Source organism: Actinoplanes sp. NPDC051494, assembly GCF_044454705.1.
Taxonomy (GTDB): domain Bacteria; phylum Actinomycetota; class Actinomycetes; order Mycobacteriales; family Micromonosporaceae; genus Actinoplanes.
On record NZ_JBITDZ010000021.1, the window covers coordinates 1 to 25,095 of the forward strand.

At 68.4% G+C, this 25,095-nt stretch carries 27 protein-coding genes, 1 tRNA gene and 1 pseudogene; 16 read left to right on the plus strand and 13 right to left on the minus strand.

What is annotated here, in order from left to right; translation table 11 throughout:
- Positions 1–136: 136 nt before the first annotated feature.
- Positions 137–925 (plus strand): hypothetical protein, encoded by a 789-nt coding sequence (locus tag ACIA6A_RS40570; protein WP_396103483.1) that lies wholly within the window; start codon positions 137–139, stop codon positions 923–925.
- On the opposite strand, the gene ACIA6A_RS40575 is transcribed toward ACIA6A_RS40570, so the two are convergent.
- The 3 genes from ACIA6A_RS40575 to ACIA6A_RS40585 are packed head-to-tail and all read right to left on the minus strand — an operon-like array spanning position 862 to position 4,526.
- Positions 862–1,248, minus strand: coding sequence for an STAS domain-containing protein (locus ACIA6A_RS40575; protein ID WP_396103484.1), 387 nt, complete (start codon positions 1,246–1,248; stop codon positions 862–864). The genes ACIA6A_RS40570 and ACIA6A_RS40575 overlap by 64 nt on opposite strands.
- Before the next feature lie 49 nt (positions 1,249–1,297).
- The gene (locus ACIA6A_RS40580; protein ID WP_396103485.1) at positions 1,298–2,722 is read right to left on the minus strand and encodes an FAD-binding oxidoreductase; all 1,425 of its coding nucleotides are present in this window, start codon (positions 2,720–2,722) and stop codon (positions 1,298–1,300) included.
- A gap of 25 nt (positions 2,723–2,747) precedes the next feature.
- Positions 2,748–4,526 carry a LamG-like jellyroll fold domain-containing protein gene (locus ACIA6A_RS40585; protein ID WP_396103486.1) on the minus strand — a complete coding sequence of 593 codons (1,779 nt, stop codon included), beginning with the start codon at positions 4,524–4,526 and terminating at the stop codon, positions 2,748–2,750.
- Between the two features lie 133 nt (positions 4,527–4,659).
- Between ACIA6A_RS40585 and ACIA6A_RS40590 the strand changes: the two are divergent.
- Together ACIA6A_RS40590 and ACIA6A_RS40595 are read left to right on the plus strand one after the other, a co-directional pair.
- Positions 4,660–5,584, plus strand: a pseudogene (locus tag ACIA6A_RS40590) (glycosyltransferase).
- Positions 5,581–6,699 carry a glycosyltransferase gene (locus ACIA6A_RS40595; protein WP_396103487.1) on the plus strand — a complete coding sequence of 373 codons (1,119 nt, stop codon included), beginning with the start codon at positions 5,581–5,583 and terminating at the stop codon, positions 6,697–6,699. The pseudogene ACIA6A_RS40590 and the gene ACIA6A_RS40595 overlap by 4 nt, the downstream one beginning before the upstream one ends.
- Here ACIA6A_RS40595 and ACIA6A_RS40600 read toward each other — a convergent pair.
- On the minus strand, positions 6,662–7,342 hold the full coding sequence (locus ACIA6A_RS40600; protein ID WP_396103488.1) for a phytase: 681 nt from the start codon (positions 7,340–7,342) through the stop codon (positions 6,662–6,664). The two genes, ACIA6A_RS40595 and ACIA6A_RS40600, sit on opposite strands and share 38 nt — an antisense overlap.
- Here ACIA6A_RS40600 and ACIA6A_RS40605 point away from each other — a divergent pair.
- Entirely contained in the window at positions 7,333–7,602 is a 270-nt protein-coding gene (locus ACIA6A_RS40605) for a hypothetical protein (RefSeq protein ID WP_396103489.1), read from the plus strand. The genes ACIA6A_RS40600 and ACIA6A_RS40605 overlap by 10 nt on opposite strands.
- 21 nt (positions 7,603–7,623) lie before the next feature.
- Here ACIA6A_RS40605 and ACIA6A_RS40610 read toward each other — a convergent pair whose 3' ends face one another.
- A complete protein-coding gene (locus ACIA6A_RS40610; RefSeq protein WP_396103490.1) occupies positions 7,624–7,956 on the minus strand; it encodes a hypothetical protein in 333 nt (110 codons plus the stop codon).
- A gap of 54 nt (positions 7,957–8,010) precedes the next feature.
- Positions 8,011–8,322 (minus strand): hypothetical protein, encoded by a 312-nt coding sequence (locus ACIA6A_RS40615; RefSeq protein WP_396103491.1) that lies wholly within the window; start codon positions 8,320–8,322, stop codon positions 8,011–8,013.
- Positions 8,323–8,800: 478 nt separating this feature from the next.
- Between ACIA6A_RS40615 and ACIA6A_RS40620 the strand changes: the two genes are divergently transcribed.
- Positions 8,801–9,691 (plus strand): hypothetical protein, encoded by an 891-nt coding sequence (locus ACIA6A_RS40620; RefSeq protein ID WP_396103492.1) that lies wholly within the window; start codon positions 8,801–8,803, stop codon positions 9,689–9,691.
- A 61-nt stretch (positions 9,692–9,752) separates the two neighbouring features.
- Here ACIA6A_RS40620 and ACIA6A_RS40625 read toward each other — a convergent pair whose 3' ends face one another.
- The 5 genes from ACIA6A_RS40625 to ACIA6A_RS40645 all read right to left on the minus strand — a co-directional run bounded on the left by ACIA6A_RS40625 (position 9,753) and on the right by ACIA6A_RS40645 (position 15,175).
- Positions 9,753–10,157, minus strand: coding sequence for a hypothetical protein (locus ACIA6A_RS40625; RefSeq protein ID WP_396103493.1), 405 nt, complete (start codon positions 10,155–10,157; stop codon positions 9,753–9,755).
- 217 nt (positions 10,158–10,374) lie between these two features.
- On the minus strand, positions 10,375–10,857 hold the full coding sequence (locus ACIA6A_RS40630; RefSeq protein ID WP_396103494.1) for a hypothetical protein: 483 nt from the start codon (positions 10,855–10,857) through the stop codon (positions 10,375–10,377).
- A 178-nt stretch (positions 10,858–11,035) separates the two neighbouring features.
- Entirely contained in the window at positions 11,036–12,727 is a 1,692-nt protein-coding gene (locus tag ACIA6A_RS40635; RefSeq protein WP_396103495.1) for a hypothetical protein, read from the minus strand.
- A gap of 211 nt (positions 12,728–12,938) precedes the next feature.
- Complete coding sequence (locus ACIA6A_RS40640; protein ID WP_396103496.1) at positions 12,939–13,436, minus strand: YcxB family protein; 498 nt, start codon at positions 13,434–13,436, stop codon at positions 12,939–12,941.
- Positions 13,437–13,651: 215 nt separating this feature from the next.
- On the minus strand, positions 13,652–15,175 hold the full coding sequence (locus tag ACIA6A_RS40645; protein WP_396103497.1) for an FG-GAP-like repeat-containing protein: 1,524 nt from the start codon (positions 15,173–15,175) through the stop codon (positions 13,652–13,654).
- A gap of 203 nt (positions 15,176–15,378) precedes the next feature.
- Between ACIA6A_RS40645 and ACIA6A_RS40650 the strand changes: the two genes are divergently transcribed.
- From ACIA6A_RS40650 to ACIA6A_RS40685, 8 genes are all read left to right on the plus strand, one after another.
- Positions 15,379–15,450 (plus strand) — tRNA-Lys (locus ACIA6A_RS40650).
- An 88-nt stretch (positions 15,451–15,538) separates the two neighbouring features.
- A complete protein-coding gene (locus ACIA6A_RS40655; protein WP_396103498.1) occupies positions 15,539–15,853 on the plus strand; it encodes a hypothetical protein in 315 nt (104 codons plus the stop codon).
- The gene (locus tag ACIA6A_RS40660; RefSeq protein ID WP_396103499.1) at positions 15,850–16,989 is read left to right on the plus strand and encodes a hypothetical protein; all 1,140 of its coding nucleotides are present in this window, start codon (positions 15,850–15,852) and stop codon (positions 16,987–16,989) included. The genes ACIA6A_RS40655 and ACIA6A_RS40660 overlap by 4 nt, the downstream gene beginning before the upstream one ends.
- Positions 16,990–17,413: 424 nt before the next feature.
- A complete protein-coding gene (locus ACIA6A_RS40665; RefSeq protein ID WP_396103500.1) occupies positions 17,414–17,893 on the plus strand; it encodes a DEAD/DEAH box helicase in 480 nt (159 codons plus the stop codon).
- A 39-nt stretch (positions 17,894–17,932) separates the two neighbouring features.
- Positions 17,933–18,403 (plus strand): helix-turn-helix domain-containing protein, encoded by a 471-nt coding sequence (locus ACIA6A_RS40670; RefSeq protein WP_396103501.1) that lies wholly within the window; start codon positions 17,933–17,935, stop codon positions 18,401–18,403.
- A gap of 9 nt (positions 18,404–18,412) precedes the next feature.
- Complete coding sequence (locus tag ACIA6A_RS40675) at positions 18,413–18,979, plus strand: PIN domain-containing protein (protein WP_396103502.1); 567 nt, start codon at positions 18,413–18,415, stop codon at positions 18,977–18,979.
- Between the two features lie 634 nt (positions 18,980–19,613).
- A complete protein-coding gene (locus tag ACIA6A_RS40680) occupies positions 19,614–20,183 on the plus strand; it encodes a SigE family RNA polymerase sigma factor (RefSeq protein WP_396103503.1) in 570 nt (189 codons plus the stop codon).
- Positions 20,183–20,947: a hypothetical protein gene (locus ACIA6A_RS40685; RefSeq protein WP_396103504.1), complete on the plus strand. Its 765-nt coding sequence runs from the start codon at positions 20,183–20,185 to the stop codon at positions 20,945–20,947. The genes ACIA6A_RS40680 and ACIA6A_RS40685 overlap by 1 nt, the downstream gene beginning before the upstream one ends.
- A 99-nt stretch (positions 20,948–21,046) precedes the next feature.
- Here the strand turns inward: ACIA6A_RS40685 and ACIA6A_RS40690 are convergent, their stop codons facing one another.
- Together ACIA6A_RS40690 and ACIA6A_RS40695 are read right to left on the minus strand one after the other, a co-directional pair.
- Positions 21,047–22,000 carry a beta-ketoacyl-ACP synthase 3 gene (locus ACIA6A_RS40690; protein ID WP_396103505.1) on the minus strand — a complete coding sequence of 318 codons (954 nt, stop codon included), beginning with the start codon at positions 21,998–22,000 and terminating at the stop codon, positions 21,047–21,049.
- 100 nt (positions 22,001–22,100) lie between these two features.
- Entirely contained in the window at positions 22,101–22,280 is a 180-nt protein-coding gene (locus ACIA6A_RS40695; protein ID WP_396103506.1) for a hypothetical protein, read from the minus strand.
- A gap of 110 nt (positions 22,281–22,390) precedes the next feature.
- Here ACIA6A_RS40695 and ACIA6A_RS40700 point away from each other — a divergent pair, with 110 nt between their 5' ends.
- From ACIA6A_RS40700 to ACIA6A_RS40710, 3 genes are all read left to right on the plus strand, one after another.
- On the plus strand, positions 22,391–23,623 hold the full coding sequence (locus ACIA6A_RS40700; protein WP_396103507.1) for a sensor histidine kinase: 1,233 nt from the start codon (positions 22,391–22,393) through the stop codon (positions 23,621–23,623).
- Positions 23,611–24,270 carry a response regulator gene (locus ACIA6A_RS40705; RefSeq protein ID WP_396103508.1) on the plus strand — a complete coding sequence of 220 codons (660 nt, stop codon included), beginning with the start codon at positions 23,611–23,613 and terminating at the stop codon, positions 24,268–24,270. The genes ACIA6A_RS40700 and ACIA6A_RS40705 overlap by 13 nt, the downstream gene beginning before the upstream one ends.
- Before the next feature lie 75 nt (positions 24,271–24,345).
- Entirely contained in the window at positions 24,346–25,092 is a 747-nt protein-coding gene (locus ACIA6A_RS40710; RefSeq protein WP_396103509.1) for an ABC transporter ATP-binding protein, read from the plus strand.
- Positions 25,093–25,095 lie beyond the last annotated feature (3 nt).

Sequence of the window (25,095 nt, forward strand, 5' to 3'; positions counted from 1 at the left end):
GGGAGGGTGTGGGAGAGTAGGACGCCGCCGGACTCAACGTGACGGAACGCCCGTCCGAACCTTTAACCAGGTTCGGACGGGCGTTTCTGCGTTTGCTGGTCGTGTGGACGATCGGGCGTACGGGTAAGAGACGGTCATGATTGTCCGGGTGCTGCGCTTGTGGGTGCTGCGGGTGGGCTTGGTCGCTGCGATCGTGGCTGTCGGCGGGTGTTCTGTGGCTGATGACGGTGGACGGGATCACAACCCCGCTCATCGGCCCGGATATGAGCCTTCCGAGGCTGACGGGGTCGGGCAGGCCAGCCCGGGTGAAGCCGGCCATGAGGTGCGGGGCGGCTCCGGGTATTCGGCTACGCCGTCGGTCTTTCAGCTCGTCGACGGGGCCGATATTGTGCGGGTCAGCCTGGGCGACCTCGGTGGTGACCTCTTCAGTGTCGCCACACCGGCTGATTCGAAGGTCGCGCCGTCGGTTGCCGTTGACGGGAACACCGTGCTGGCCGGGCTCCGGGGCAGTGGGCTTTCTGGTCCGGCAATGGTGACCGTGGTGCTGGCGCGGGACGTTAGGTGGCAGATCCGGTTGGCCGGGGGCGCCAGTGAGCAGGCCGTTGATCTCAGTGGTGGGCCTGGTGGGGATGTGGAGCTCAGTGCCGGGACCAGCCGGGCGGAGATCGTTCTGCCGGCTGCCTCGGGCACACAGCGGGTGACCATGAGCGGTGGGGCCGGCCGGATGGTGGTTCACCTGGGTGGGGCTGCGCCGGTTCGGGTCACTGCTCGGCAGGGTGCCGCGGTGGTCACCGTTGACGGGGTCAGCCATTCCGGGGTGGCCGGCGGCACCGTGTTTTCGGCGCCGGGGTGGGACGTGGCTCAGGATCGGTTCGACATCGACGCCGCCGCGGGGGTTTCCGACCTCACCGTCACGAGAGGGTGAGACGGCCGGGGGCGGAGACGTTGTGGTGGGACTCCGGCGGCGGTGAGCTGGGTGGCCATCGTCGCCGACGAGTGTTCCATGAAGACGGCTACCTGGTGGTCGTCGGCCAGGTCACAGAGGGCGGCCAGGGTGCCCAGGTTGATGGGGTCCATGTCGGGGACGTCGGTCAGGTCGAGGATCAGGCGCAGGGGGCGGACCCTTCGTACCGTATGGACGAGGATCTGGCGGAAGTGAACCGCACAGTCGAGGTCCATCGCGCCGTGGGGCTGGACCACGATGCTGCCGTCGTGGTCGGTTCGGACGTCGACCGCGGTGTTCGACATGGTCTGCCTTCCGTCACCCGACGTTTGCCGGAGCGCAAGCCTAGCCCCGTCAGAGTGTGACGTCGACCACCTGAGCGGGATCGCCGAGGACCTTTCCCGGATTGAAGAGGTTCAGTGGATCCAGCGTTTGCTTGACCGCCTGCTGCATGGCCAGCACCGCGGGTTCCTGCTCCTGGCGCAGTCCGGCCCGTTTGAGCAGGCCGACCCCATGCTCCCCGGTCACCGTGCCGCCCAGGGCGATCGCCGCCGTCAACATTTCCTCGAAGGCCGCCTGGGCTGACGCTCGCGCCTGCTCGTCCCCGGATGGCGTACGGATGAGGGGGTGCAGGTTTCCGTCGCCGGCGTGGGCGATCGTCGCGATGGCCACCTGGTGCCGGGCCGCGATCTCCTCGATCGTGGCGAGCATGCGGGGGACCGCGGAGCGGGGCACGCACACGTCCTCGGTGAGGACCGGGCCGAGGCGTTCCAGTGCGGGGTAGGCGAGGCGCCGGGCGGAGAACAGCGCTTCGGCCTCGAATTCGTCGGTGGACTGTTCGGCCCATTCTGCGCCGGCGTCCAGGAAACAGCGGGTCAGGGCCGCGGCCTCGTCGTCGCCGGCCTGGCCGGGAGTATCGATCTGGGCCAGGAGCAGGGCTTCCGCGGTGGCGGACAGGCCGAGATGCTTCCATTCCTCGACCGCTTGCAGACACGCCCGGTCCAGGAGTTCGAGGGCGGTGGGCAGCAGACCCAGGCGGGTGGTCGCGGCGACCGCGTTGCCGGCGGCCACGATGCTGCCGAAAGCGCCGACCACCGTACGAGGTGCCTCCGCGCGCGCCGGCCGCAGTCGCAGGGTGATCTCGGTGATGACGCCCAGGGTGCCTTCCGACCCGACGAACAGGCCGACCATGTCGTACCCGGCGACGCCTTTGGTGGTGCGGTGGCCGAGGCGGACCGGGGTGCCGTAGGAACCGGCGGGCCCGCCCACGACGGCCTCGAGACCGAGCACGTAGTCACGGGTCACGCCGTATTTGAGGCAGCAGAGGCCGCCGGCGTTGGTGGAGACGTTGCCGCCGATGGTGGACCAGGGGGCGCTGGCCGGGTCCGGGGGATACCAGAGGCCGTGCTCGGCGACGGCGGCTTTGAGGTCGTTGTTGACGACGCCGGGCTGGACCACGGCGATCATGTTGTCGGGGTCGATCTCGAGGATCCGGTTCATCTTCGACAGGTCGAGCACGAGGCAGCCGTCGACCGCGTTGGCACCGCCGGACAGGCCGGTGCCGGCGCCGCGGGTGACGACCGGGATGCCACGGGCGGCGCATTCCGCCACGACCGCCTGGACCTGCGCCGTGGTGCGGGGGCGCACGGCGGCGAGGGCGCTGCCGACCGGTGCCCACTCGGCGTCGTCGTGGCTGAGTGCGGCCAGGACATCGGGGTCGGTGACGAAGTCGAGGTCGGGGAGCGCGTCCGCGAGCGGGCGGGTCACGGTTGTCGCCATACCCCGACCCTACGACGCGCGAAGGTCAGGCGCGCAGGAACTGTTTGGGGCGCAATGCCCGGTCTGTGATGCGGACGTCGCCGATCCAGCCGTAGAAGCCCTGGCCGTACCGCAGGTCGTAGGACTGGGCGCCGAGGACGAACGGGCGGCCGAGGGTGGCGATGCCGTGCGACGGCTGGGCCGGGTTGCGGGCGATCTTCGAGCCGTCGATGTAGACGGTGGTCCGGCTGCCGTTGTTGACGACCGCGACGTGCATCCACCGGCCGACGGGCAGGGCGTGGCTCCACGAGGTGGGGCTGGCGTCCTCGACGTGCGGATAGACGACGTACTGCAGGAAACGCTCACCCGAGAGGCTCATGCTGCAGGTCGGTTCGAGCGGGTCGTAGCCGTTGGTCTTGCCCGCGTCGCCCATCCGGCCCTCCCAGTTGAACAGGCCCATCCACGCGTGATCGCCCTCGAACGGCTCGGGCAGTTTGACGAACAGTTCGATGGTGTAGCCGCCGAGGAATTTCATGCTGTTCAACGGGGCCTGGTCGCCCGTACGCAGAATGGCTCCGTGGTCGGGGTTCTTGCCGCCGTCGAAACGGAGACTGGCGTGAGCGGGCTGGCCCTCGTGGTGTTCCGTGGAGAGGGTCAGCGTTTCCGGGCCACTGTTCGCCAGTCGGCGTACATAAAGGTCGTTGTCGTGCCCGCTCAGGTCTCGCACCCGGGAGCCGTCGGTGACCGTCTGGCCGGCGCCGTCGAATCGCCAGTAGGCGACCGTGTGCCGGTCGACGACCGCGGAAGCCGGCCGGGGAGCCGGGAGAACAGGCGGGGCGAAACCGGCGAACCGTACGTCGAAATCGAGGTCGATGCTGAACCGGTCGGCCGGGCCGGTGAGTTCCAGGGTCTCGGCCTCGAGCGGGGTGCGCTCGGATTCCTTCTTGCTGAGGAACCACGGCGAGAACGTCTCGACGTCGATGGTGCTGCGGGCCATGTCGAACGTGTACGTCCGGATCATCGCCGCGCCGCCGTAATAGCGGTCCTGGTAATTGGTGATGTGCACGTGGACGTCGTTTCCGGCGTCGTTCTTGAGCACGGTGCGACCGGGCGGCCAGTAGTGGCCGTTCAGGGTCAGGAAGATCTGGTCGTTCTTGGTGATGAGCCGGTCCCACATACGCTGGCCGTTGCCCGAGAGAGCGGCCACCCCGGCGTCGTCGGCGTAGGCCAGGTCGTGGGTGGTGACGATCGCCGGAACGCGGGGATGAGCCTTGAGGACGCCCTGCGCCCAGGCGAGACCGGCGTCGGAAATGCGCCAGTCGAGCGCGAGGATCAGCCATTGGCGGCCGCCCGCGGTCAGCACGTGGGCGCTGTTGTAGCCGTCCGGGGAAGCGCCGGCGAACGTTTTCATCCGGGCGAAACGCGACGGGCCGAAAGCCTTCAGGTACGCGGTACTCCCGCGCTGGTCGTCGCCGCTGACATCGTGATTACCGGCGAGAACGCTGTACGGGAGCTTGCCGTCGATCCGCTTGAACGTCTCGCTGGCGAGCTTGATCTCGTATTCGGTGCCGTGTTCGGTGACGTCACCGAGGTGCGTCATGAACGCGACCGACCGTTCCTCGGTGAGGTACCGGAACGTCTCGCGCAACGGTGCCGGGTCGGAGCTGTCCGCATCGAAGAGGTACTGGGTGTCCGGCAGCACCGCAAGGGCGAAACGGGTGTCCGCGTTCTCCTTGGGGGAGGCGGAAGCGAGCTCGCTGAACGGCAGCGGCGCGGCGAGCAGGGGCGCGGCAACGGCCGCGCGGAGAAGATGACGTCGTTCCACGAAGATCACTGTCGCCGAGGAACGGGAAACGCCAGGGGAAGCACGGGCGAACAGCGTTCTTGTCGCCGCGAGTTCCCTTCCCGGCCATGACCCGCACCTCTTACGGGCCTCGACCGCCGATCATTCTCAGCGCATGCGAATCGCCCTGGTGACGGAGTCCTTCCTGCCGGACGTGAACGGGGTCGCCCATTCGGTGGTGCGGGCGGCCGAACACCTGCTGCGGCGTGGACACGAGCCGCTCGTCGTCGCGCCGCGCGCGGCGGGGGAGAAGATTCCCGCGCTGCCCTATCCCGTGGTCCGGATCCCCTCGTTGCCGAGGCCGGGTCGGCATGACCGAGAACGCGGCCTGGGCCTGGATCCGGGCGGTGCACAACTCCTCGTTCCGGACCTTGGCCCCGTCGACCGAGTCGGTGGCGGCGCTGGGCGCGCACGGGGTGCGGCGGGTCCACCTGTGGCGGCGCGGGGTCGACGACGTGCGGTTCCACCCGCGGCGGCGCAGTGCGGCGATCCGGCGGGCGCTGGCCCCGGACGGCGAGACGCTGGTCGGGTTCGTGGGACGGCTCGCGGTCGAGAAACAGGTCGAGCTGCTGGCGGCGACGAGCCGGCTTCCCGGGGTACGGCTGGTCGTGGTCGGCGACGGCCCGAACGCGGCCACGTTGCGGCGGGCGCTGCCGGACGCGGTCTTCCTCGGTGCCCGGCACGGTGACCAGCTGGCCCGGATCTACGCGAGCCTGGACGTGTTCGCGCACACCGGGCCGTACGAGACGTTCGGGCAGGCGATCCAGGAGGCGATGGCGAGCGGGCTGCCGGTGGTGGCGCCGGCCGCGGGTGGGCCGCTGGACCTGGTGCACGAGGGGCGGACCGGTCATCTGGTGCCGCCGTTCCGGGCCGACGGGTTCACCACGGCGATCGCGGGCCTGGTCGAGGACCCGGAGCGGCGGGCGCTGCTCGGGGCCGCGGGCCGCGTCGCGATCGAGGGCCGCACCTGGGCCGCTGTCGGCGACGAGCTGATCACCCACTACGAAGCGGCTCTCTCCCGGACGCTGGTGCCGGCATGAGAATCGTGCGGTTGGCGAACTTCATTACTGAGCGGTCGGGTAGGTTGCGGGTTGCGCTGCGGGAGCTCGGGGCCGGGTATCAGCGGGCCGGGCATGAGGCGGTGCTGGTGCATCCGGGGATCCGGTACAGCGAGACCGAGACGTCGCAGGGGCTGGTCATCACGTTGCCGGGGCCCGAGGTGCCCGGGATGGGCGGGTACCGGGTGCTGATCGACCGGGCCCGGCTCGCCGACACGCTGCGAGGGCTGCGACCCGACCAGCTCGAGGTCTCCCATCGCAGCACGCTGCGGTGGGTGGGACGGTGGGCGCGCTCGTACGGCGTACCGTCCATGATGGTCTCGCATGTAAGCTTGGACGGGCTGTTTCGGCTGTTCGGAGCGGGTCAGGCCCGCTGGGTGGCCGACCGGCTCAACGCCCGCAGCGCCGCGCAGTTCGATCGGATCCTGGCGACCACGGGCTGGGCCGCCGCGGAGTTCGAGCGTCTGGGGATTCGCGACGTGGCGCGCGTACCCCTCGGAGTGGATCTTGATTTGTTCTCGCCTGACCGCCATGACCCCGCGCTGAGGCGGCGCTGGGCGGCCGAGAGTAACGTCCTGGTGGTGCATTGCGGGCGCTTGTCGGCGGAGAAACGGCCGCGGTTGTCGCTCGATGCGGTCGCCGCGCTGCGGTCCTGGGGTGTTCCGGCAGTGCTGGTCGTTGCCGGTGGCGGTCCGCTGCGGCCGTCTTTGCAGGCCGAGGCGGCGGAGCGTGGCCTGCCGGTGCGGTTCCTCGGGCATCTGCGGGACAGAGCGGAGCTGGCCGCGCTGCTCGCGACGGCGGACGTCGCTGTCGCGCCGGGACCGATCGAGACGTTCGGGCTGGGTGCGTTGGAGGCCCTGGCATCGGGTACGCCGGCAGTGGTGCACGCCGCGAGCGCGCTCCCCGAGGTCATCGGGTCCGCCGGGCGGGCGGGCACCGACGGCCGCTCGATGGCACGGGCCGTCCAGGTGCTGCTCGAACGCCCGGGCCGGCGGATCGCGGCCCGGGCGCGCGCCGAACAGTTTCCCTGGTCAGTGTCGGTCGAGGGATTCCTGGCGGCTATGCCAGCCCGGGCCGGCGCCAGTCCACGTACTTGAATCCGGTGCTGACCCGGCCGTCATCCGGGGTGTTCTCGCCGTCGTGCAGGACGAGTAGGCCGGCCGGGTAGCCGGGCAGTGGCGTGCTGACCGCGGCGGCGCCGTCCGAGTGCTGGACGCCGTCGGTCCTCGCGCCGTCGGTCACGACGAAGCTGGTCAACGGGCGGTTCGTGCGCCGGTCGTAGACGTAGAAACGGCTGTCACCCTGGCTCGACGCGAGCAGGTAGTCGCCGTGGATCGTGGCGCCTTCGACATCGGCGTGGATCCGGCCGCCTTCACCCGGGCCGGTTGGTGCGCAGTCGGCGTCGTAGGGGGCGCCGAACTCGGCTACGTACTCGACGGCGGTGCGGCGCTTGGTGCGCAGGTCGATCCGCCAGAGGGCGACATCTTCCTGGCTCGCGTACAGCACGTTGCTCCGCGGATCGATGACCATGCCCTCGATCTGCGGGCCCTCACCCGGATCCTCACACGGGGTCCAGGACGTGCCGTCGCGCAGTGTGAACGTCGACGGCAGATCGAGCGTCTCCCGCTGCCGGTAGGAGACCTTCCCACCCCGGAAGACGATCTCGAAGAAACCCAGCCGGGTGGTGCGCGGGCCCGTCAGTCGGTGGCGACATCCACCGGGTGGCCAGCGTGGTGGCATTTCTGAGCCTGCCGGTCGCCGCGATTCTGGCCGGCTTGCCCCGGCGGCGGCTGCTCGTTGTCGTGGCGGGGGTGGGCGCGCTGGTCTGCTTCACCCCGATCCTCTGGGCGTTGCTGTCCGAGCCTTGGACGGGGGTGCGCTGGTGGCGAGCCATCCCGCTCGGCACGGTCGAACGGATCCTGGGTCTGGCCGAGGTGGCAGTCCTGCTACTCCTGGCCCGATGGGCGGCCACCGTCAAGAAACCGAACCTCATGCCGTAGCTGGTGACCGTGACCGTGGCTTCAGGAGGCCGCTTTGTAGCAGCGGTCGCGTTCCTGCGCCCACAGTTCTTCGTCGCCCAGCGCGGCATATTCGGGCCGGATCGTTCGGGCCAGGCCGTAGAAGCGCAACTTCGGCCGGTCGGTGCGGCGGGAGACGACCAGCGCGCTCCACAAGGGCTCACCCTTGTCGAACGCTCGGCGGGAGACCTTGTCCAGTGGTTGGCTGAGGAAATCCGCCCGGGTGGCCACCCGCTTCGCGAGTGGGCCGTAGCCGATCAGTCCCTTCGCCGTCGCGACGCCGAAAAGGATGTCCGCGATGCGGTCGACCCGGTCGACCTCGAACGTCTCAGGCATCCCGTCAACGTAGAGCGCCCGGACCCGGATCGGTTCAGCCGATCCGCCACAGTTTCAGGTGCCGAACCCTCCGCACAGGTAGAACATGGTCGCTGCCATGCCCAGAACCCAACCGGTGAGGATGCCCGGCAAGGATCCGGAGCCGAGGCGGCTCCACGATGCGACGCAGACGACCAACAAGATCATCTGGGCGACGCCATAAGTGCAAGCCATGAAGACCACGGCCGCGAATCTCCCCCCGGCGTCCAGGTCGACGTCCGTGCCGCCGGCGGCGGCGACAGCGACGGCGATTGTGGCTACGACCGCAAGGCCATGGCCGGCAAGGGCGACCACTGCTCCGGCAACCATCGGCCTGGTGATCAACATCGATCAAGTATGACGGCGAACCGAACAGGCAAGGTGGTTCCACTATGGATGCGGCGTCACACCGGGCTTCTGCGGCCGCAGCCCGTCGCGGCAGGGGGAGTGGGAGCTGAACCCGGGGAACCGGCATCGGTAGCAATGGGAGGCCCGAGCGGCTTGATCAAATTCTTTTGCTGAATTCCGCATCCGCGCCGGGGTGGTCCCCGAAACCTTGACGTCCATCGTTGCGGCGACTCAAGATGGCGACACCAAAAGCGCCGGCGTTCACGTGGCCGACGTATCGGACTGGACGGGGGAAGTCTTGTTCAAGAATAGCGCCGTGGTGGCGCGACGTTGTGTTGCCGTTTTAGTGTCGGCGATGTGCGTCGTGGCTGCTGCACCTTCTGTTGCCAATGCGGCTGACGACCCGGCTGTGCTGTTGACCGGATTCGTCAAGAATTCAGCTGGGCAGCCTGTTCCGGATGTGGTTCTCACAGTTTCGGTGAGCGATGGCAGTGAGAGTAATGCCACCCGGGAGATCGGGTGGGGATACTCCTGGGAGGACGGGTCCTTCGACACCTGGATCGCCTATCCGGAAGCCCTCGACACCGCCCGCGAGCCCAGCGGGCTGATCCCGCTCCTGATCACCAGCCCCACCGACACCGGGAAGATCTTCACCACGTTCTACGGGTACGCGACGCTGGGCGCGGACCACGTGCTGCGCCCCTATGATGGCCAGCCGGTCGCCGGTGACAAGTTTGCTCTGACCCTGGACGGCAAGGCGGCGGTCATCGGGTACGACAACGATGGCAACCCGATCTACTCCACGGCTGACCAGCTGGAGAACGACCCGGTCGAGGCCGGCGACGTCCCGGCGGACCCGCAGTTCGCCGACGTGAACGAGGTCGAGGAGGACGCCACCACGCCGGTCGCGGCCAAGTCCGGCAGCAGGGCGGCGGCCAGCGGCCCGATCATGGGACCCTGCGTGCCGCGGCGCACGGTCACCGTCAAGAACACCAAGAACAGCGTCCGGTACGGGTCGGGCACCCAGGTCCGGAACAACCGGAACGTCGCGGCGAAACTCACCGCCACGATCACGGACACCGTCACGTACACGATGGGGACGTCGGCGACCGTTTCCGCGTCGGCCAAGGCCTGGATCTTCGCGGAGGCCAAGGCGGAGATCACCGGCTCGATCTCGCTGTCGAAAACGTTGGTGAAGGGCGAAAGTATCGAAGTCACCGTTCCTAAGAAGTCGACGGTCACGGTGGACCGGGGTATGACTCAGGAACGATTCTCCTACTCGTATTACGACATCCAGTACAGCTGCAAGGTCACGCGCGGTTCGGGTAGCGCGTGGGCGCCGTCCCGGAGCGTGTGGAACATTCACTGAACGACTGAATGATCGTGGGGGCCTCGTCATCGACGGGCCCCCACGACACGTTTCGGGAACGTCAGTAGGTAGGACAGAGGTATTTGCGTACCGCTGCCAGGATTTTCGTCGCTTTCTTCGTACCGAAGCCGTCTGGTTTGTCCGGTGTCGAGAATCTTTGATTTGTCGACTTGATGAGCTCATCCTCGTCATTCGAGTTGCTCTTCACCGTGCTGCACTCGTTGCGACCGCGACCGATCACCCGCTCCTCGTCGTCACCGACGATCTCCGGGTCGATCTTCTTCAGCGCCGCTACATAGGCCTTGGCGGTCGCGGCGTCCGGCTCGGGCGGAAGATCTGAATCGGTAGCCGCCGCGGCGGCCGGCGCTTTCGCGGCCGGCGTGTCGGTGGCCGCTTCCGATGCGCCACCGCACCCGGCCAGCGCGACCAGCACAGCGGTGACCACCGCAACGTGACGTGCCCTCACATGGCCCTCCATGGTCCAACGTGGAGTGATGTCGGGAGCACGTTACGGGGTCGCGGCAAGGCCGAGGATCCCCCATTCGGTCCGCGGCCAAGGCTGGCCCGTAGGACCCCGGTGCGAGACCCGATGTCGGGGGCGCCGCTGCTGTATGACTCACCGCCCGCCCGCCCGCCCGCCCGCCCGCACGTAGCTGGGGCGAGCGCGGCCGGCGATACGGCTTCTAGTGGCCGCCGAATTGCTTGTGCCATTCCGCCGCTTCCGGCGAGGTCACCCGCAGCACCCGGTCGGAATCCGGCGGCGCCGGCCAGAACTGCAGCAGGTGATGCTCATGGCCCGATCTGTCGTACGGGTCGTTGATGGTGTCGCTGAAGCCGATTGCGCAGTACCGGACGCGGTGGTCCACGCGTTCGAGCGCGAGCGGCAGGTGTCTCGGGGCGCCCGATTCGGCCAGCGTCACCGACTCGGCCGCCGGACGGAACGACGCCTCCACGACCTCCTCCCACTGTGGATCGAGCGGCGGGGCGGTGTCGTGGCGTTCGACCAGGAACGCCAGGTCACCGGTGTAACGCCCGGTCGCTAGGAGCAGGAAGCCGGGACGGGCCGCGCCACACAGCCCGTTGCGCTGGCCGTCGAACGACGCCTCCACCGGGTCGTCCTCCGGATAGTCGTCCCCGCTCACTACGTACAGTTGTGAGTTGGCCACGGAAACGACTCCGTCGAACAGTGATTGCCTGGACATGCGTGGAGCGTAGATAGACTCGCCGGGCCGCACAGCCGCTAATGGGAAACCCGATCCCCCGGGGAGGAGATGTGGGCACGACCGCATGGCCATCCACGGGAGTCGGCGCCACGAAGCCGCCCGCCTTGTGGTGATCGGGGCGTCATTTGCTGAAGATGAAGTACTTCCAGGCCCCGGACGAGGTGTAGTTGGCTCGGTCGCCGGAGGTGCCGGTCAGGTACGCGGCCGAGACCCGGTACTTCACCGCGGTCTGGTGGGTTCCGGTGAGGGTGTAGGTGTACTTGCCGGCCGAGCTCAGTTTGTAGGTGCCGGTCTTCCACGCCACCCACTTGCCGCCGGCGTATTTTTGGAAGGTCAACCGCTCGGTACGTCCCGGGTACGGCGTCATCGTCGTACTGAAGGTGGGGTTCCGGGTCTTGCGCACGTAGTAGTACGAATTCTTGACGCTGTAGTGCTTCGCGACCGTGGTGGCGACGGCGACCTTGGTGTTCACCGCCGAGGTGACCGTCCGGGCGGTGTACCGGGCGTCACCGGCGAAGACCGCGCTGAACGTGGTGTTGCGGGTCAGCTTGTAGCTGACGCTGAGGTTGCCCGCGCCGTCCACCACGCCCTTCTTGATCAGGGTGCGTGGCCGGTCGGAGCCGTACGGGTCGGCCCAGATCTCTACGGTCCGGTTCCGGTCGGTGGCGCCGAGGTGCGCCGTCATCGTCACCGTGGCGCCGTACGCGTTGACGCTCCCGTTCCGGTTCAGGCTCAGTGCCGGCGCGACCCTAGCCGGAGCGGTCGGCGTCGGCGTCGGTGTCGACGTGGGCTGGTCGATGACCCAGAGGCTTTGCGCGCCGGTCGGGTCGGTGGTGATCGCGAAGAGCTGTCCGCCGCCGGTCCCCCACCCGAGGTCGACCACGGTGGCCGCGGCGGGGAAGTCGAACTCACGGGTGGCGGCCGTCTCGGCGACCGGGAAGAGGCGCAGGTCACTGGCGCCGGTCGCGACCCAACTGTTGGTGGTCGCCACCCGGGCCGCGCCGTCCAGGGCGATGGTGCGGGCCGAGATGGTGGTCAGATCGTCGGCCCAGGTGTAGTAGACGCCGCCGCTGCCGGCCACGTAGATCATCGAGCCGTCGGGAGTGTATTCCAGGGAATTGTGCGCGGAGAGAACGCCGGTCTCGGTGGTGGCCGGCGCCGTCATGGTGCCACTGGTGTCGTAGCGGAAGAGCGTCGTCCGGGTGTTGGCGTAGGTCAGCGCCAACTGGTTCGGGTCGGCCGGGTTGGTGGCGATCAGCGGTTGCCGAGGCGACGCCGACGCATCGTTGCCCTTGCCGATGATGTGCGTGGCGATCTGGCCGGTGACCGGGTCGAGCGAGGCGAAGTTGTTCATGGTGTACGTGAACCAGGGTGTGCCGCCGGCCAGCGTGAGGTGGCCGAGGTCGCGGACGTCGACCGGGTACGGCGTGGCGTCGCCGAGGGTGGCCGCGTCCCAGGAGACGATCTGGTTGGCGCCCGGGAGGGTTGCCCACAGCCGGCTCGAGTCGGCCGTGAGCCGAAGGTCGCCGGCGTTGGATCCCTCGGGGAGGGCCACCTCAGCCGCGATCGTGCCGTCGTACCTGACCGCGAGGATGCGGTGCGCCACGTCGTCGGCGATCAGCAGTCGCTGGTGCACCCCGTCGACGACCATCCGATCGGCGTGATAGCCGCCGATCGCGTGCCGCTGCTGCTCGGTCAGCATGGTCGGCCCGGTTCCGGCCGACGCCGACCCGGTAGCGGCGTAGATGAAGGCCGCGGACCCGGCAGCCAGCACGCCCGCCGCGAGCATCGCCCTGATGGCGCGCTTATGCATGATCTCTCCCATGACACCGATGAAGATCATTGACCGTATCCGATAGAGCGAAATCTCGATACGACGAAACGGTTACGACCCGTCGCCGGGAGGACGAAGTTCCAGGGCGTCCGTGAGCGAATTTTGACCCAATCCGGTCGGAGTGGTGTGCCAGGGCCGCAGGACTGCCGCTATAGAACGAGCGGATGGCCCCGAGGCTGGCCTTGGCTGGTCATAGCTCGCTGGGCGCCGACCTGGCGGCCATACCGCGGGTGTGCAGCAGAGTGAGGAGCCGGGCCTTTTCATCGGCGTTCAGCGAGCCGGTCGGGAGGGTGATGATCCGGCGCCGTCCCATGAAACAAGCCACCTGGCCGCGCCACTGCTCGACTTTGGTGATTCTCGACCAGGGCCAGGACGTGGTCTCGAACCCGGCCGTCGTGTGAATCCCGTCGTGGTCGACCCGGTACGCAACGATGTGTCCGATCTTGGCAGGATCCCGCTTGACCACCATCGAGGCCGCATAGCGGGGTGCCCACAACACCATGCCACCGGCAATGACCACGCCGATCACGACGCCGGTCCAATCACCTTTCACGAGCCAGAAGATCGGGACCAGGGACGCGACCCCTGCCATGGCCCAGGCTCGGGCCCGGAACAGGCGGGTAAAAATCGCCAGATACATCCACTCTTCGGTACGGGCTTGGAAGGTCACGGCCGTCTCGTCATTCACAACGCGGCAGCATAGATGCCACCGAGTCCGACATGGACGCGGCGCTGATGGCGTTCAGGTCGGGTGACCCGGCCGCGAACGAGGCGAAGGCGGCCGGGTGTACTCCATCGAGGAGCCGTCCGCCGTCCGCATCCCGCTGTGCGCCTGCGACCTGGCCGCCCTTTCGGAGCTCCTGGTCGAGCTGTCGGCGCTCAGGGACGCCGGTCAGCGTGCTGTCAGGGGAGTGTGCCGTCCTGGGTGTCGCCCTGTGCTGGGGTGAGGTCGGCGGTGTCGCGGCCGACGCCGCCGCTGAAGCGGTCCGCGCCGGGGCCGCCGGTGAGCTTGTCGTCGCCGGGGCCGCCGAGCAGGGTGTCCGTGCCCGCGTTGGTGACGATGATGTCGCTGCCCACGCCGCCGGAGGCCACGTCGTTGCCCGCACCGGTGGTGATCCGGTCGTCGCCGCCTGCGTCACAGACCAGGTCGTCACCGCCGAGGGTGCTGACCTTGTCCCGTCCGTTGCCGGGGAAGACGAGGTCACGCCCGTCCGTGCCGGTGATGCTGTCGTCCCCGGACGCACCGGCACGGACGGTGAAGGAGAGCGCTGGACCAGTGGGTGGCGTGACGGTCAGGGCGGCCTTGCCGGAACGGCCGGCGACCGGCCGTACGGTCATGATCCGACCATTCACTGTGATAGTGGCCGGCGGGAGCAGAACGGGGTTGTCGCTACGAATGGTCGCGCCGGCCGGGACGGTCACGCTGCCCCCGCCCGCGGTGCACTCCATGTCCGCGGCGACGTGGCTCAGCAACACCGTCGCGTCGGAGGTCCCAGCGGCCGCGACAATGTCCGTGCGGCCGTCCCCGTCGACATCTCCAAATGTCGGGAACCAGCGGTACGGCGGTGGGTCGGCCACCGGCACGGGGATCGGAACGGTGGAAGCAAAGGTGCCCTGCCCGTCGCCGAGCCCGATCATCAGGTCGTTGTCCCGGCGGTAGGCGACGTCCGGGTTGCCGTCGCCGTTGAAGTCGCCGACCTGTGGCTCGTCCGCCGGAATTCCCAGGATGGACCGTGGGGGCTGTAAGGTCCCGTCGCCGTTGCCGCGGATGACGTCGATCCCGTGTCCCTCGCCGTGGTCCGGGTTGGAATCGGCCACGATGTCGACGTGGCCGTCGCGGTCCAGGTCAGCCGCGTCGATCACGTTGATGTAATGCCTGACGGTCAGCGCCACGCCGGCGCCGCGGGTGAAGACGCCACCGGCCGATCCGAGGAAGATCGTGATCACGCCGCTCTGCGTCCGGGCGACGGCGAGATCCGGGTGACCGTCACCGTTGAAGTCGGACACCACGACCGCACCGGCGTCACGGCGGCCCGGGCCGAGGTCGACGGAGACATCCGGGCCGGCCGTGAAGGTGCCCCGACTCGTGCCGTACCCGATGTGCAGCAGCTCGGCGGGGCTGTCGACGGCGATCAGGTCGTCGCGCCCGTCGCCGTTCACGTCACCCAGATAGCGCGCCCCGGGCAGGGCGACGGTGGGGCCCTTGCGGAAGGTGGCACCGGCGGCACCAAGGTAGATGGCCGAGCCGGTGACCAGATCCGGGTCGCCGTCACCGGTCACGTCACCCAGCAGGAAACCCGCCCTGACCGGGACGCTACCGGCGGCGACGAACGAAACCGGCGGTGGTACGGGGGTCGCCGCGGAGGCGGACAGTGCCGGGGCAGCGAGGACAAGCAAACACGCTGCGACACAGACAGTGGAACGCATGGAAAGGCACCTTCCGATCAGGGGAACGTGCCTTCCAACGATGAGCACGAGGCACGGGGTTCGCGAATTCCGCCCGCGAGTGGCAGTCGGTCCTCCTCGTCGATCCACTCCACGGCCACGACCACGTCGGGCCAAGTGCCAGGTTCCGCGAAAGACAAGGCTGCCCCGACTAACTTATGGCCGTCGGGTAACCTGATCAGCGCGGGCTGCTAGCTCAATGGCAGAGCTGAGGACTTTTAATCCTTAGGTTCCGGGTTCGAGTCCCGGGCGGCCCACTTTGATCTTGCATGCGAACCGCAGCCCGGTGGTTCGCTGTCGTCGGCTGCTGGCGAGGCGCCGAAGGCGGTTCTCTATCCTGCGCGGGTGTCTTCGTTCAGTGATGCCGAGCTCGATGCCTTGGTCGCCGAGGCGGTCGTGGATTGCTACGACGAGCCTGAGCAGCTCAGTGGCCTGTTCGCCATGATTGAGGGCGACTTGGCGGTGCCGTTCGAGACCGAGGTTCTCGGCGTGCCGGTGGTGGTCCGGAAGGTGGATCTGCGTTCGTCGGGGATCGTGGCGATCTGCCATTGTGGCCGGCTACGGCAGGCGATCGGGATTCTGGATCTTCCATTGCCGAATCCCGTGCCGGATGGTGCGCAGTGGATCGAGGCGTACCGGTGGTGGGCGGGCGCACAGTGAGCGAGTACCAGTACTACGAGTTCGTAGCGCTTGACGAGGCTTTGACGGCGAAGCAGCAGGGCGAGTTGCGGGCGGTGTCGTCGCGAGGGCGGATCACGTCATCGAGTTTCGTCAACGATTATCAGTGGGGCGATCTCAAGGCCGATCCAGCAAAGTGGATGGAACGGTACTTCGACGCGCACCTGTATCTGGCGAACTGGGGCACGCGGCGGATCATGTTGAGACTGCCCCGAGCGGTGCTGGACCCGGAAACGGCGGAGAGGTTCTGTGTCGGCGACTCGGCAGCTTCCTGGGCGACCCGTACCCATCTGATCCTCGATCTTCGAAGTGAGGACGAGGAGGGCGACGAGGAATGGTGGGACGAGGAAGGACGGCTCGCGGCGATCGTGCCGGTCCGGGCGGAGCTGGCCGGCGGAGATCGGCGGCTGCTGTATCTGGCCTGGCTGCTGTGTGTGCAGAACCGTGAGTTGAATGATGAAGAGCCGGAGCCTGCGGTCCCGGCCGGGCTGGCGAAGCTGAGCGGGCCGTTGCGGGCCTTGGCCGACTTCCTTCGCCTGGATCCCGATCTGCTGGACGCGGCGGCAACGGCGAGCCGACCGTTGAACGAGAAGGCGCCCTCCTCAGTCGAACTGCGGCGATGGGTGAAGGCCCTGCCGGCCGCGGACAAGGACGAGGTGCTGCTGCGGGTGCTGCGCGGGGATGCCGGGTTGCTGCGGTCGGAGTTGCTGCGGCGGTTCCACGGTGTGACGGAGGAGTCGCCTGCCGGAGAGGGACGGACCGCCGGGGACTTGCTCGCTGCCGCTGAGGAACGTTGGGCTACACGGCAGCAACAGAAGCGGGAGCGAGAGGCGGCCGAACGTCAGCGTCGTGAGGAAGCGGCCGACGCGGCCCGCGAGCATCGCTTGGACAAGCTGGCACGGAACCCGGTCCGCACTTGGAACCAGGTGGACGAGTTGATCGCGACGAAGCGTCCGAAGGACTATGACGCGGCGGTGACCCTGCTTCTGGATCTTCAGGCGCTGGCGGTAAGGGAGGGCGAGATCTTCGAGTTCGCGGAGCAGATGACGCGGCTGAGGGAGCGTCATGCCCGTAAGCCGAGCCTGATCGACCGTTTCGACCGGGCCCGGCTGGGCTGAGTCGACTGTCGGGTTCGCGGTGACCGGCGTGTGACGATTGGCCGGTGGTATCCGTCGACGCGGTGACTGACGACGAGGTCGCTCGGCTGCGTCGTGAGCTGGAGCGGTTACGGGCGGAGAACCATCGGTTGTCGCGTCTGCTGGAGCTGCGGGGCCAGGACACCATGCGGTCAAACGGATCGGCGCGCAGTTCTGGCTCGGGCTCACCGCGACACCGGCCCGCCGTGACGGCCTGGGTGAACTCGTGACCTGGCAGCTCGGCCCTGTTCGGCACACCGTGACCGACGAGGACCCGGATACGCTCGCCGCCGTGTGGCAGTAAGAAGCCGGTCCGCGTCGCCTGTTGTTCGTGCACGAGACCCGGTTCCGGGCTGATGAGTAGGACCTGTCGTCACCGGGCGTACTGGCGGCCGTGCACCGCTCCATGATCGGGGATGAAGCACGAAACGCCCAGATCGTCGACGACGTCGCGGCTGCCCTCACCAAGGGGCGCAACTGTCTCGTGCTGACCCGCCGGGTCGCCCATGTCGAAGCTCTGGCTTCGCTCCTCGCGGATCGCGGATATCAAGCACTCCTGTTACAGGGCGGACTGACCGCCGCGGATCGGCGTGCTGCAGTCGACCGGCTCGCTGAGGCGAAGGGCGGCGACGGGATCCTCGTCATCGGCACCACGCCATTCATCGGCGAAGGTTTCGACGCACCCGTACTCGACACCCTGTTCCTGGCCGGGCCGATCTCCTTCGACGGCCTGCTGGTCCAGTGCGCCGGCCGGGTCATCCGCGCGGCGCCCGGAAAGGACGTCGCGGAGGTGCATGACTACCACGATCCGGCGACGCCGATCCTTGCCGTTTCGCTGCAGCGCCGTATGCCCGGCTACCGGGCGCTGGGATTCGTCAAGCCGTAGCGGCCTTTCGGATTTTTCGAATAGCGGTATGCTGGCTCCATGTCGAGCACCCTGCGTGAACGGACCGTTCTGCCGCCGGAAAACCCCGCCGACCTGGTGCGCTTCGCGCGCGGTATGGCTGCCGCCGAGGCCCCCGCCCGAGCGAAGCTGGTGGGCCCGGATGGTTCGCAGCTCGACATCCCGGCCGAACTCTACGAACTGCTGCGTGACGTCGTCGGCGCCCTGTCCCAGGGCATGGCCATCTCGATCGCCCCGCACAACACGATGCTGACCACCCAGGAAGCCGCTGACCTGCTCAACATCTCACGACCCACGCTGGTCCGCCTGCTCACCGACGGCGAGATTCCGCACAGCCTGCGCGGTCGGCATCGACGGGTCCTGCTGCGTGACATCCTCGACTACTCCGAACGCACCCGCACCGAACGCCGCCGCGCCCTGGACCAGATGGCCGTCGATGCCGAGGACGACGACCTGTACGAGATCACTCTCGACTCCCCGCCGTCGAGGTGACAGCCGGTCATGGTGGCGTTCCCGGCGTTCCTTGACACCTGCGTGCTCTACCCGGCCTACCTGTGCGACACGCTGCTTCGACTCGCCGAAGCCTCAGCATACCGGCCGCTCTGGTCGGCCGACGTCTTCGCCGAACTGCGTCGCAACCTCATCGAGCGTGGGCTACCACCGGATCGGGTCGATCGGCGGATCGGCCAGATGAGCCGGTCATTCCCCGACGCCCTGGTCACTGGCTACGAGTCACTTATCGACGGTACGACGAACCATCCGAAGGACCGGCACGTTCTGGCTGCCGCCGTACGCGCCAATGCCGAGGTCATCGTCACCTTCAACCTCCGCGACTTCCCCGAGCCGGCCCTCAAGCCCTACGACATCGCGGCCATCCACCCCGACGACTTCCTCCTCGACCAACTCGATCTCTACCCCGGCTTGACCATGGACGTGCTCCGTCACCAAGCCGCGTCCTACCGACGAGCGCCGAACACCGTGCCGGAGGTCCTCGTCCTTCTGCAGCGCACCGGCGTGCCCAGATTCGCGGCTGAAGTGCGACGCCATCTTGGTCCCCCGGCCTGGTAGCGCAGCCCTCCGAGGTGGCTGAAGGCGGGTACAAATCAGGCCAACGGGCTGGCCGAATACCCCTTGAACTTGCCAAACGTCCCCGCAGTGGATCGCCGGTGACGATGATCGGGCGGTTCGCATGGTGCAACGTCCGGCCCACCAAAAACCCTGGTCAGAGGGGTTATTCCCCCGGTTGGCGGAGCTTCTCAAGCATGATCGACTGATCATGGCGAGGAAGTATCCGTGGCACCACTGAAGAACTACCCCGGCGAGTTCAGGGCGCGTGCCGTGCGCCTGTAACGCGAGTCAGAACCGAGACCGACGATCCTGCGTCCAGCCGAGCAGTTGAGCGTGCATCACGAGTAGCTGCGTAACTGGATCCTCCAGGCTGAGGTCGATACCGGCGAGCGTCATGATGCGGTCAGATGAATGCTGACCGGGTCCCGGATGGTGTGGATGCCCCGGTCCCCTGGCCGATTCGGGAAGTACACGGTGACCTGGGAGCACTCGAAACGGGGCCGGGTCGGGATGGACGCCGGTGAGGTGGCTACCCACCGTCGAACCCGGCAACTGATCAGTCACCCGGTGGAGACTTTTTCAGCCGGTCTCGGCCTCATGCAACCTTGGGCCGTGCCAGGGGGTCAGTGTGGTTGTGAAACGAAACAGCAGCTCGGGCAGCTCCGAGCGCGACGAGCAGTTCCACGCATTCGTGGCCTATCGGCGTAAGTGGTTGTTGCAGACCGCGCGGCTGCTGACGGCCGGGGATCTGCACCTGGCAGAAGATCTCGTGCAGACGGCGTTGACCAAGCTCTACGTCTCCTGGGCGGCGTTCCGGCGGGCGGACAACCCGGACGGCTACCTGCGCCGGGTGATGGTCAACGCTTTTCTCCGGGAACGCCGTCGTTCGTGGTGGCGATTCGAGCGGCCGTCCGATCGGCTGCCTGACCGCGCCGCGGCACCGTCGGCACCGGTCGACCTGGATCCGGAGCTGTCCCGCGCGTTGGGTCAGTTGCCGCGACGGATGCGCGCCGCAGTCATTCTTCGCTTCTTCCATGAACTGGACGTTGCCGAGACAGCGGCGGTGCTGGGTTGCTCGACCGGAACGGTCAAGAGCCAGACCGCCCGAGCGCTGGACAAGTTGCGGGTGGCGCTGGACCAGCCCGCAGCACCACGTAACCCGCCTGCACCGATCAACCGACTCAAGGAACAGGAACTCATCTGATGATGGATCTTCACAACCGCCTGCAGCACCTGGCCGGTCCCGCCGACGAGACACCGGCCGGTGTCATCGAGGACGACCTTGCTCGAGGACGCAGCGCCGTCCGGCGCAACGGAGTCGTCCGGGTAGCCGCCGGTTCGGCGTTCGCTGTCGCGGCCGTCGCGGCCGCGGTGTCGCTCGGCCCCGGTCTGGTCGGCGGACCCGCCGAGAAGCCGCCCGTCGCGGCACAGAGTGCCACCAGCACGGCCAGCGCGGCCAGCGGGATCAAGCTCGTCAGCTACGCAGGGGAGCAGCCCCGCCTGTTCACCATCGACACGGTGCCGCAGGGGTTCTTCGTCCAGAGCCAGAACGAATACCACCTGCTCATCGCACCGGAGGCGGCCAAGACTCCGGACCCGGCCCGGCCGGAGCTGGCCGACCCCGAGGACTACACCTACAAGATCGGGGTCTACCTGCAGAACAAGGAATACATCAGCGAACCGGCCGGCGACGAGCAGCTCACCCTCAACGGGAAGCCGGCCGCGGTGCGCTACGTCCACGTCTACGAGGGGGAGCCGAGGGAGGGAACCGAGGTGGTGGCCACCCAGATCTTCGTCGTCCAGTCCCCCCACGTTTACCTCACCGTCCAGTTCGATGCCAGCACCGGCCTGACCAAAGAACAGATGATCGAGGTCGCCGCCGGCATCAATCTCACCCCCGAGGCGGTCGCCGACGCCGAGAAGGGGTACTCCACGCAGACCGACAACCCCAAGATCCGTAAGAACTGACAGTCACCGCAGTACTTCCCGCCGCGCCGACGATTCGTCGACGCGGCCGGAAGCGTTCCCCGTCAGTCGCTGTGCGGGAAGCGCGACACCCCGTGCAGGTCAGGGCAGTTCGACGACCTGAGCCGCGTACGAGAGGCCGGCGCCGAAGCCCACGAGCAGTGCCGGACCCTTCGTGACGGGCAGGGCTGCCATCGCCTGAGGGATGGAAGCCGCGCCGGTGTTGCCGTTGGTGATGATGTCGGTGGCCACCGTGACGTGCGGGCCGAGCCCCAGGGCCTTGGCGGCGACCGAGGTGATGCGCAGGTTGGCCTGGTGGGGGATGAAGGCCGCCAGGTCGGCCGCGGTGATGCCGGCAGCGTCCATGGCGCGCTTGGCCAGGTCGGGAATGATGGAGGTCGCCCAGCGGAAGACCTCAGGGCCGGCCATGCGCAGGATGCCCGACCCGTCGTATCGCAGCAGTTCGTTCCCGGAGCCGTCGGCGCCCCACACCACCGGACCGATGCCACACGTCTGCGCCGGACCCACGACCACCGCGCCCGCGCCGTCACCGAAGAGGAAAGCCGTGCCGCGGTCGCGCTCGTCGATGATGTCGGTCATGCGCTCGGCGCCGACCAGGACCACGTAGCGAGCCGCGCCGCTGCGCACGAGCGCGTCGGCGGTCGCAAGTGCGTACGGGAATCCGGCGCACGCCGCTCCCAGATCCATCGCGGCGGCCGCAGTGGCGCCCAGCGCGTCAGCCACCAGGGGTGCCGCGGTGGGCGCACGGCCCCGGTGAGACATTGTCGCCACCAGCACGGCCGATACTTCGTGCGGATCGACACCCGCGCCCGCCAGTGCTTTGGAGGCCGCTGTCGCTGCCATCGTGACCAGGTCCTCGTCGGGGGCGGCGCGTCGGCGAGACTCGATGCCGCAGCGGCGGCGGATCCATTCGTCGCTCGAGTCGATCAGAGCGGCGATCGTCTCGTTGCCCACCTCGGTCCGCGGGCGGTACGTGGCGACGCTCAGGATGCGCGACCCGGGGTGACCGGTGCGGCACTGCAAGGAATGGGTCATGACCAGCAATCCAAGCATGCTCGACTGGGTGCACTCTCCGTACTTTGTTCCTCGCCGGTAACCAAGCGAATCCGGCCGAGGCCGTCGGCGGGAGAACGCGTCAGGAATGCCGGCGGGAGCGGTAGTGGTGGATGCCGAGGGTGATGGCGCAGGCCAGGGTGACCAGGCCGGAGGCGATGCCCACGGTGCCGGCGCCCTGGGAGGAGGTTACGGCGTTGGTGGCCAGGCTGGCGATCAGGACGAGCCAGAGGACCGGGCGGAAGACGCGGGATTCAGTCATGTCTTCGACGCTAGAGATTTCGGGATCGGCGGGCGATCCCGCAGGCTCGCCGCCAGCAGTACAGCCTGCTGTACTGCTTGTCGTGCCACCTGTGGCCTAGGGTCACCGGGATGACACGGCGTTACCTGCTTGATCGCGTCCGCGTCTCGGTTGATGCCCTGGAGCGGCTTGTCGGCGGGCTGGGCACCTCGTTGCTCGCGTTGGCGGCTTTTTTGTGGCTGATCATTGTGGCGCTGATGTGCCTGACCGGCGTCGGGTTGTTGCTGGTGCCCGGGATGCTTCAGGCTTTTCGGTCGGTCGCGAACCGGGAGCGGGATCGTCTCACGCGCTGGGGTCCGGTGATTCTCGAGCCGGAGCCGTTGCCCGGGGGCCTGCTGCCCGCTGTGCGGGACCGGACGGTCCAGCGGGAGGCCGGGTGGGTGGTCACCCATGCGACGTTCGGTTTCATCATGGGCATTGTCGGCCTCTCCCTTCCTCTGTACGCCGTGCAGTGCATCACCTTCCCGCTCTGGTGGCGATGGGTCGACGCCGAGCAGGGTGGGCCGGGGTTCATCAGTTTTCCGGTGCGGACCGAGCTTGACGCCCTGGCCGTGGGGCTGATCGGGATCGGCTGGGTGGCCGTGGTCATCGGGCTGGGGCCGGTGCTGGCCCGGATCCAGGCCGCCCCGGGCCGGGCGCTGCTCGCCGTGGACGCGGACACCGATCTTTCGTTGCGGGTGGCCCAGTTGACCGCCACCCGGGCCGCCGCGCTGGATGCGCACGCGGTCGAGTTGCGGCGCATCGAGCGGTCGCTGCACGACGGTACCCAGAATCGGCTTGTCGCGGTGACTGTGCTGCTCGGGGCGGCCCGGCGGGCGTTGACGCGGGATCCGGAGACGGCCGGGGAGATCCTTGAGCGGGCTCAGGATGCCGCTGAGCAGGCGCTGGCCGAGTTGCGTACGGTCGTCCGTGGCATTCTGCCCCCGGTGCTGGCCGATCGGGGTCTCGCCGGGGCGCTCACCGGTCTGGCCGGGAGTTGCGCGGTGCCCTGCACAGTGGACGTGGATGTGCCGGGACGCTGCGCGGTCTCGGTGGAGGCGACCGCGTACTTTGTCGTTGCCGAGGCCCTGACCAACGTCGTGAAACACAGCGGTGCCACCCGTGCCGCCGTCACCGTCCACCAGAAGGGCGACCGGTTGCTGCTGCGGGTGGACGACGACGGGCGGGGTGGTGCCGACGAGAGCCGTGGTTCGGGGCTCGGCGGGATCCGGCGGCGGATCGAGGCGGTCGACGGGCGCCTGGTCCTGACCAGCCCACCCGGTGGGCCGACTGCTATGCGGGTGGAGTTGCCATGCGGATCGTGATCGCCGAGGACGATGCCCTGCTGCGGGAGGGGCTGGCGCTGTTGCTGCGCGCGGAGGGCCTGGACGTGGCCGCCACGGCTGACGGGCCGGAGTCGTTCCTGGCGGCGGTCGACACCCATGTGCCGGATGTTGCCATCGTCGACGTGCGGATGCCGCCGACCCACACCGACGAGGGGATCGTGGCCGCGGTCGAGGCGCGGCGGCGGCATCCGGAGCTGGCGGTGCTGGTGCTCTCGGCGTACGTGGAACAGGCTTTTGCCACCGATCTGCTGGCCGGCGGCGCGGCCAAGCTGGGCTATCTGCTGAAGGAGCGGGTGGGCCGGGTCGAGGAGTTCCTCGGGGCCCTGCACCGGGTCGCCGACGGTGGCACCGCCATCGACCCGGAGGTGGTCGGGCAGTTGCTGACCCGGACCCGGCCGGACAGTGGGCTGGACCGGCTCAGTGCCCGCGAGCGCGACGTGCTGGCGCTGATGGCGGAGGGGCTCGGGAACACCGCCATCTCCGAGCGGCTGTTCGTCACGGAGGGTGCGGTGCACAAGCACATCCGGAGCATCTTCGCGAAGCTGGATCTGGCCCCCGCGGACCGGGCCGACCGGCGGGTCACCGCGGTCCTGCGGTACCTCGAGGACGTACAGCGCCGGGCGTAGGTAGTGCCAGCTGTACCACCGGTCGGCCCGCAGGCGTCATAGTTTCCGATCGATGGCGGCAATAGCTTTTGACCTGTGAAAACAGATGCTGTTCGCCTCGAGCGACTCACCCGGGTCTACGGTAGCGGCGACCAGGCGGTCACCGCGCTGGACGACGTGGACATCGTGTTCGGCCGCGGGACGTTCACCGCGGTGATGGGGCCGTCCGGGTCCGGCAAGAGCACGCTGCTGCAGACCGCCGCCGGGCTGGACCGGCCGACCTCGGGGCAGGTGTGGATCGGTGACACGGAGTTGTCCCGGCTGTCGGAGACCCGGCTGACGAAGCTGCGCCGCGACCGGATCGGTTTTGTCTTCCAGGCGTTCAACCTGATCGGCGCGCTGACCGTCGAGGAGAACATCCTGCTGCCGTTGCGGCTGGCGGGTGTGCGCCCCGACCGCGGGTGGCTGACCCAGGTGGTGGACCGGGTCGGCCTCGGCCCCCGGTTGAAGCACCGGCCGTCCGCGCTCTCCGGTGGCCAGCAGCAGCGGGTGGCCATCGCCCGCGCGCTCGCCGCCCGCCCCGAGGTCATCTTCTGCGACGAGCCGACCGGTGCGCTCGACACCCGGACCGCGGCCGAGGTGCTGCGGTTGCTGCGGTCGGTGGTGGACGCCCACGGGCAGACGGTGGTCATGGTGACCCACGATCCGGTGGCCGCCTCGTACGCGGACCGGGTGGTGATCCTCGCCGACGGCCGGATCCGCGACGACTTGCCGCAGCCCGGCGCCGACCGGATCGCCGAACTGCTCGCGCACCTCGGTCCCCGCGTCACCCAGGAGGTCTGAGTC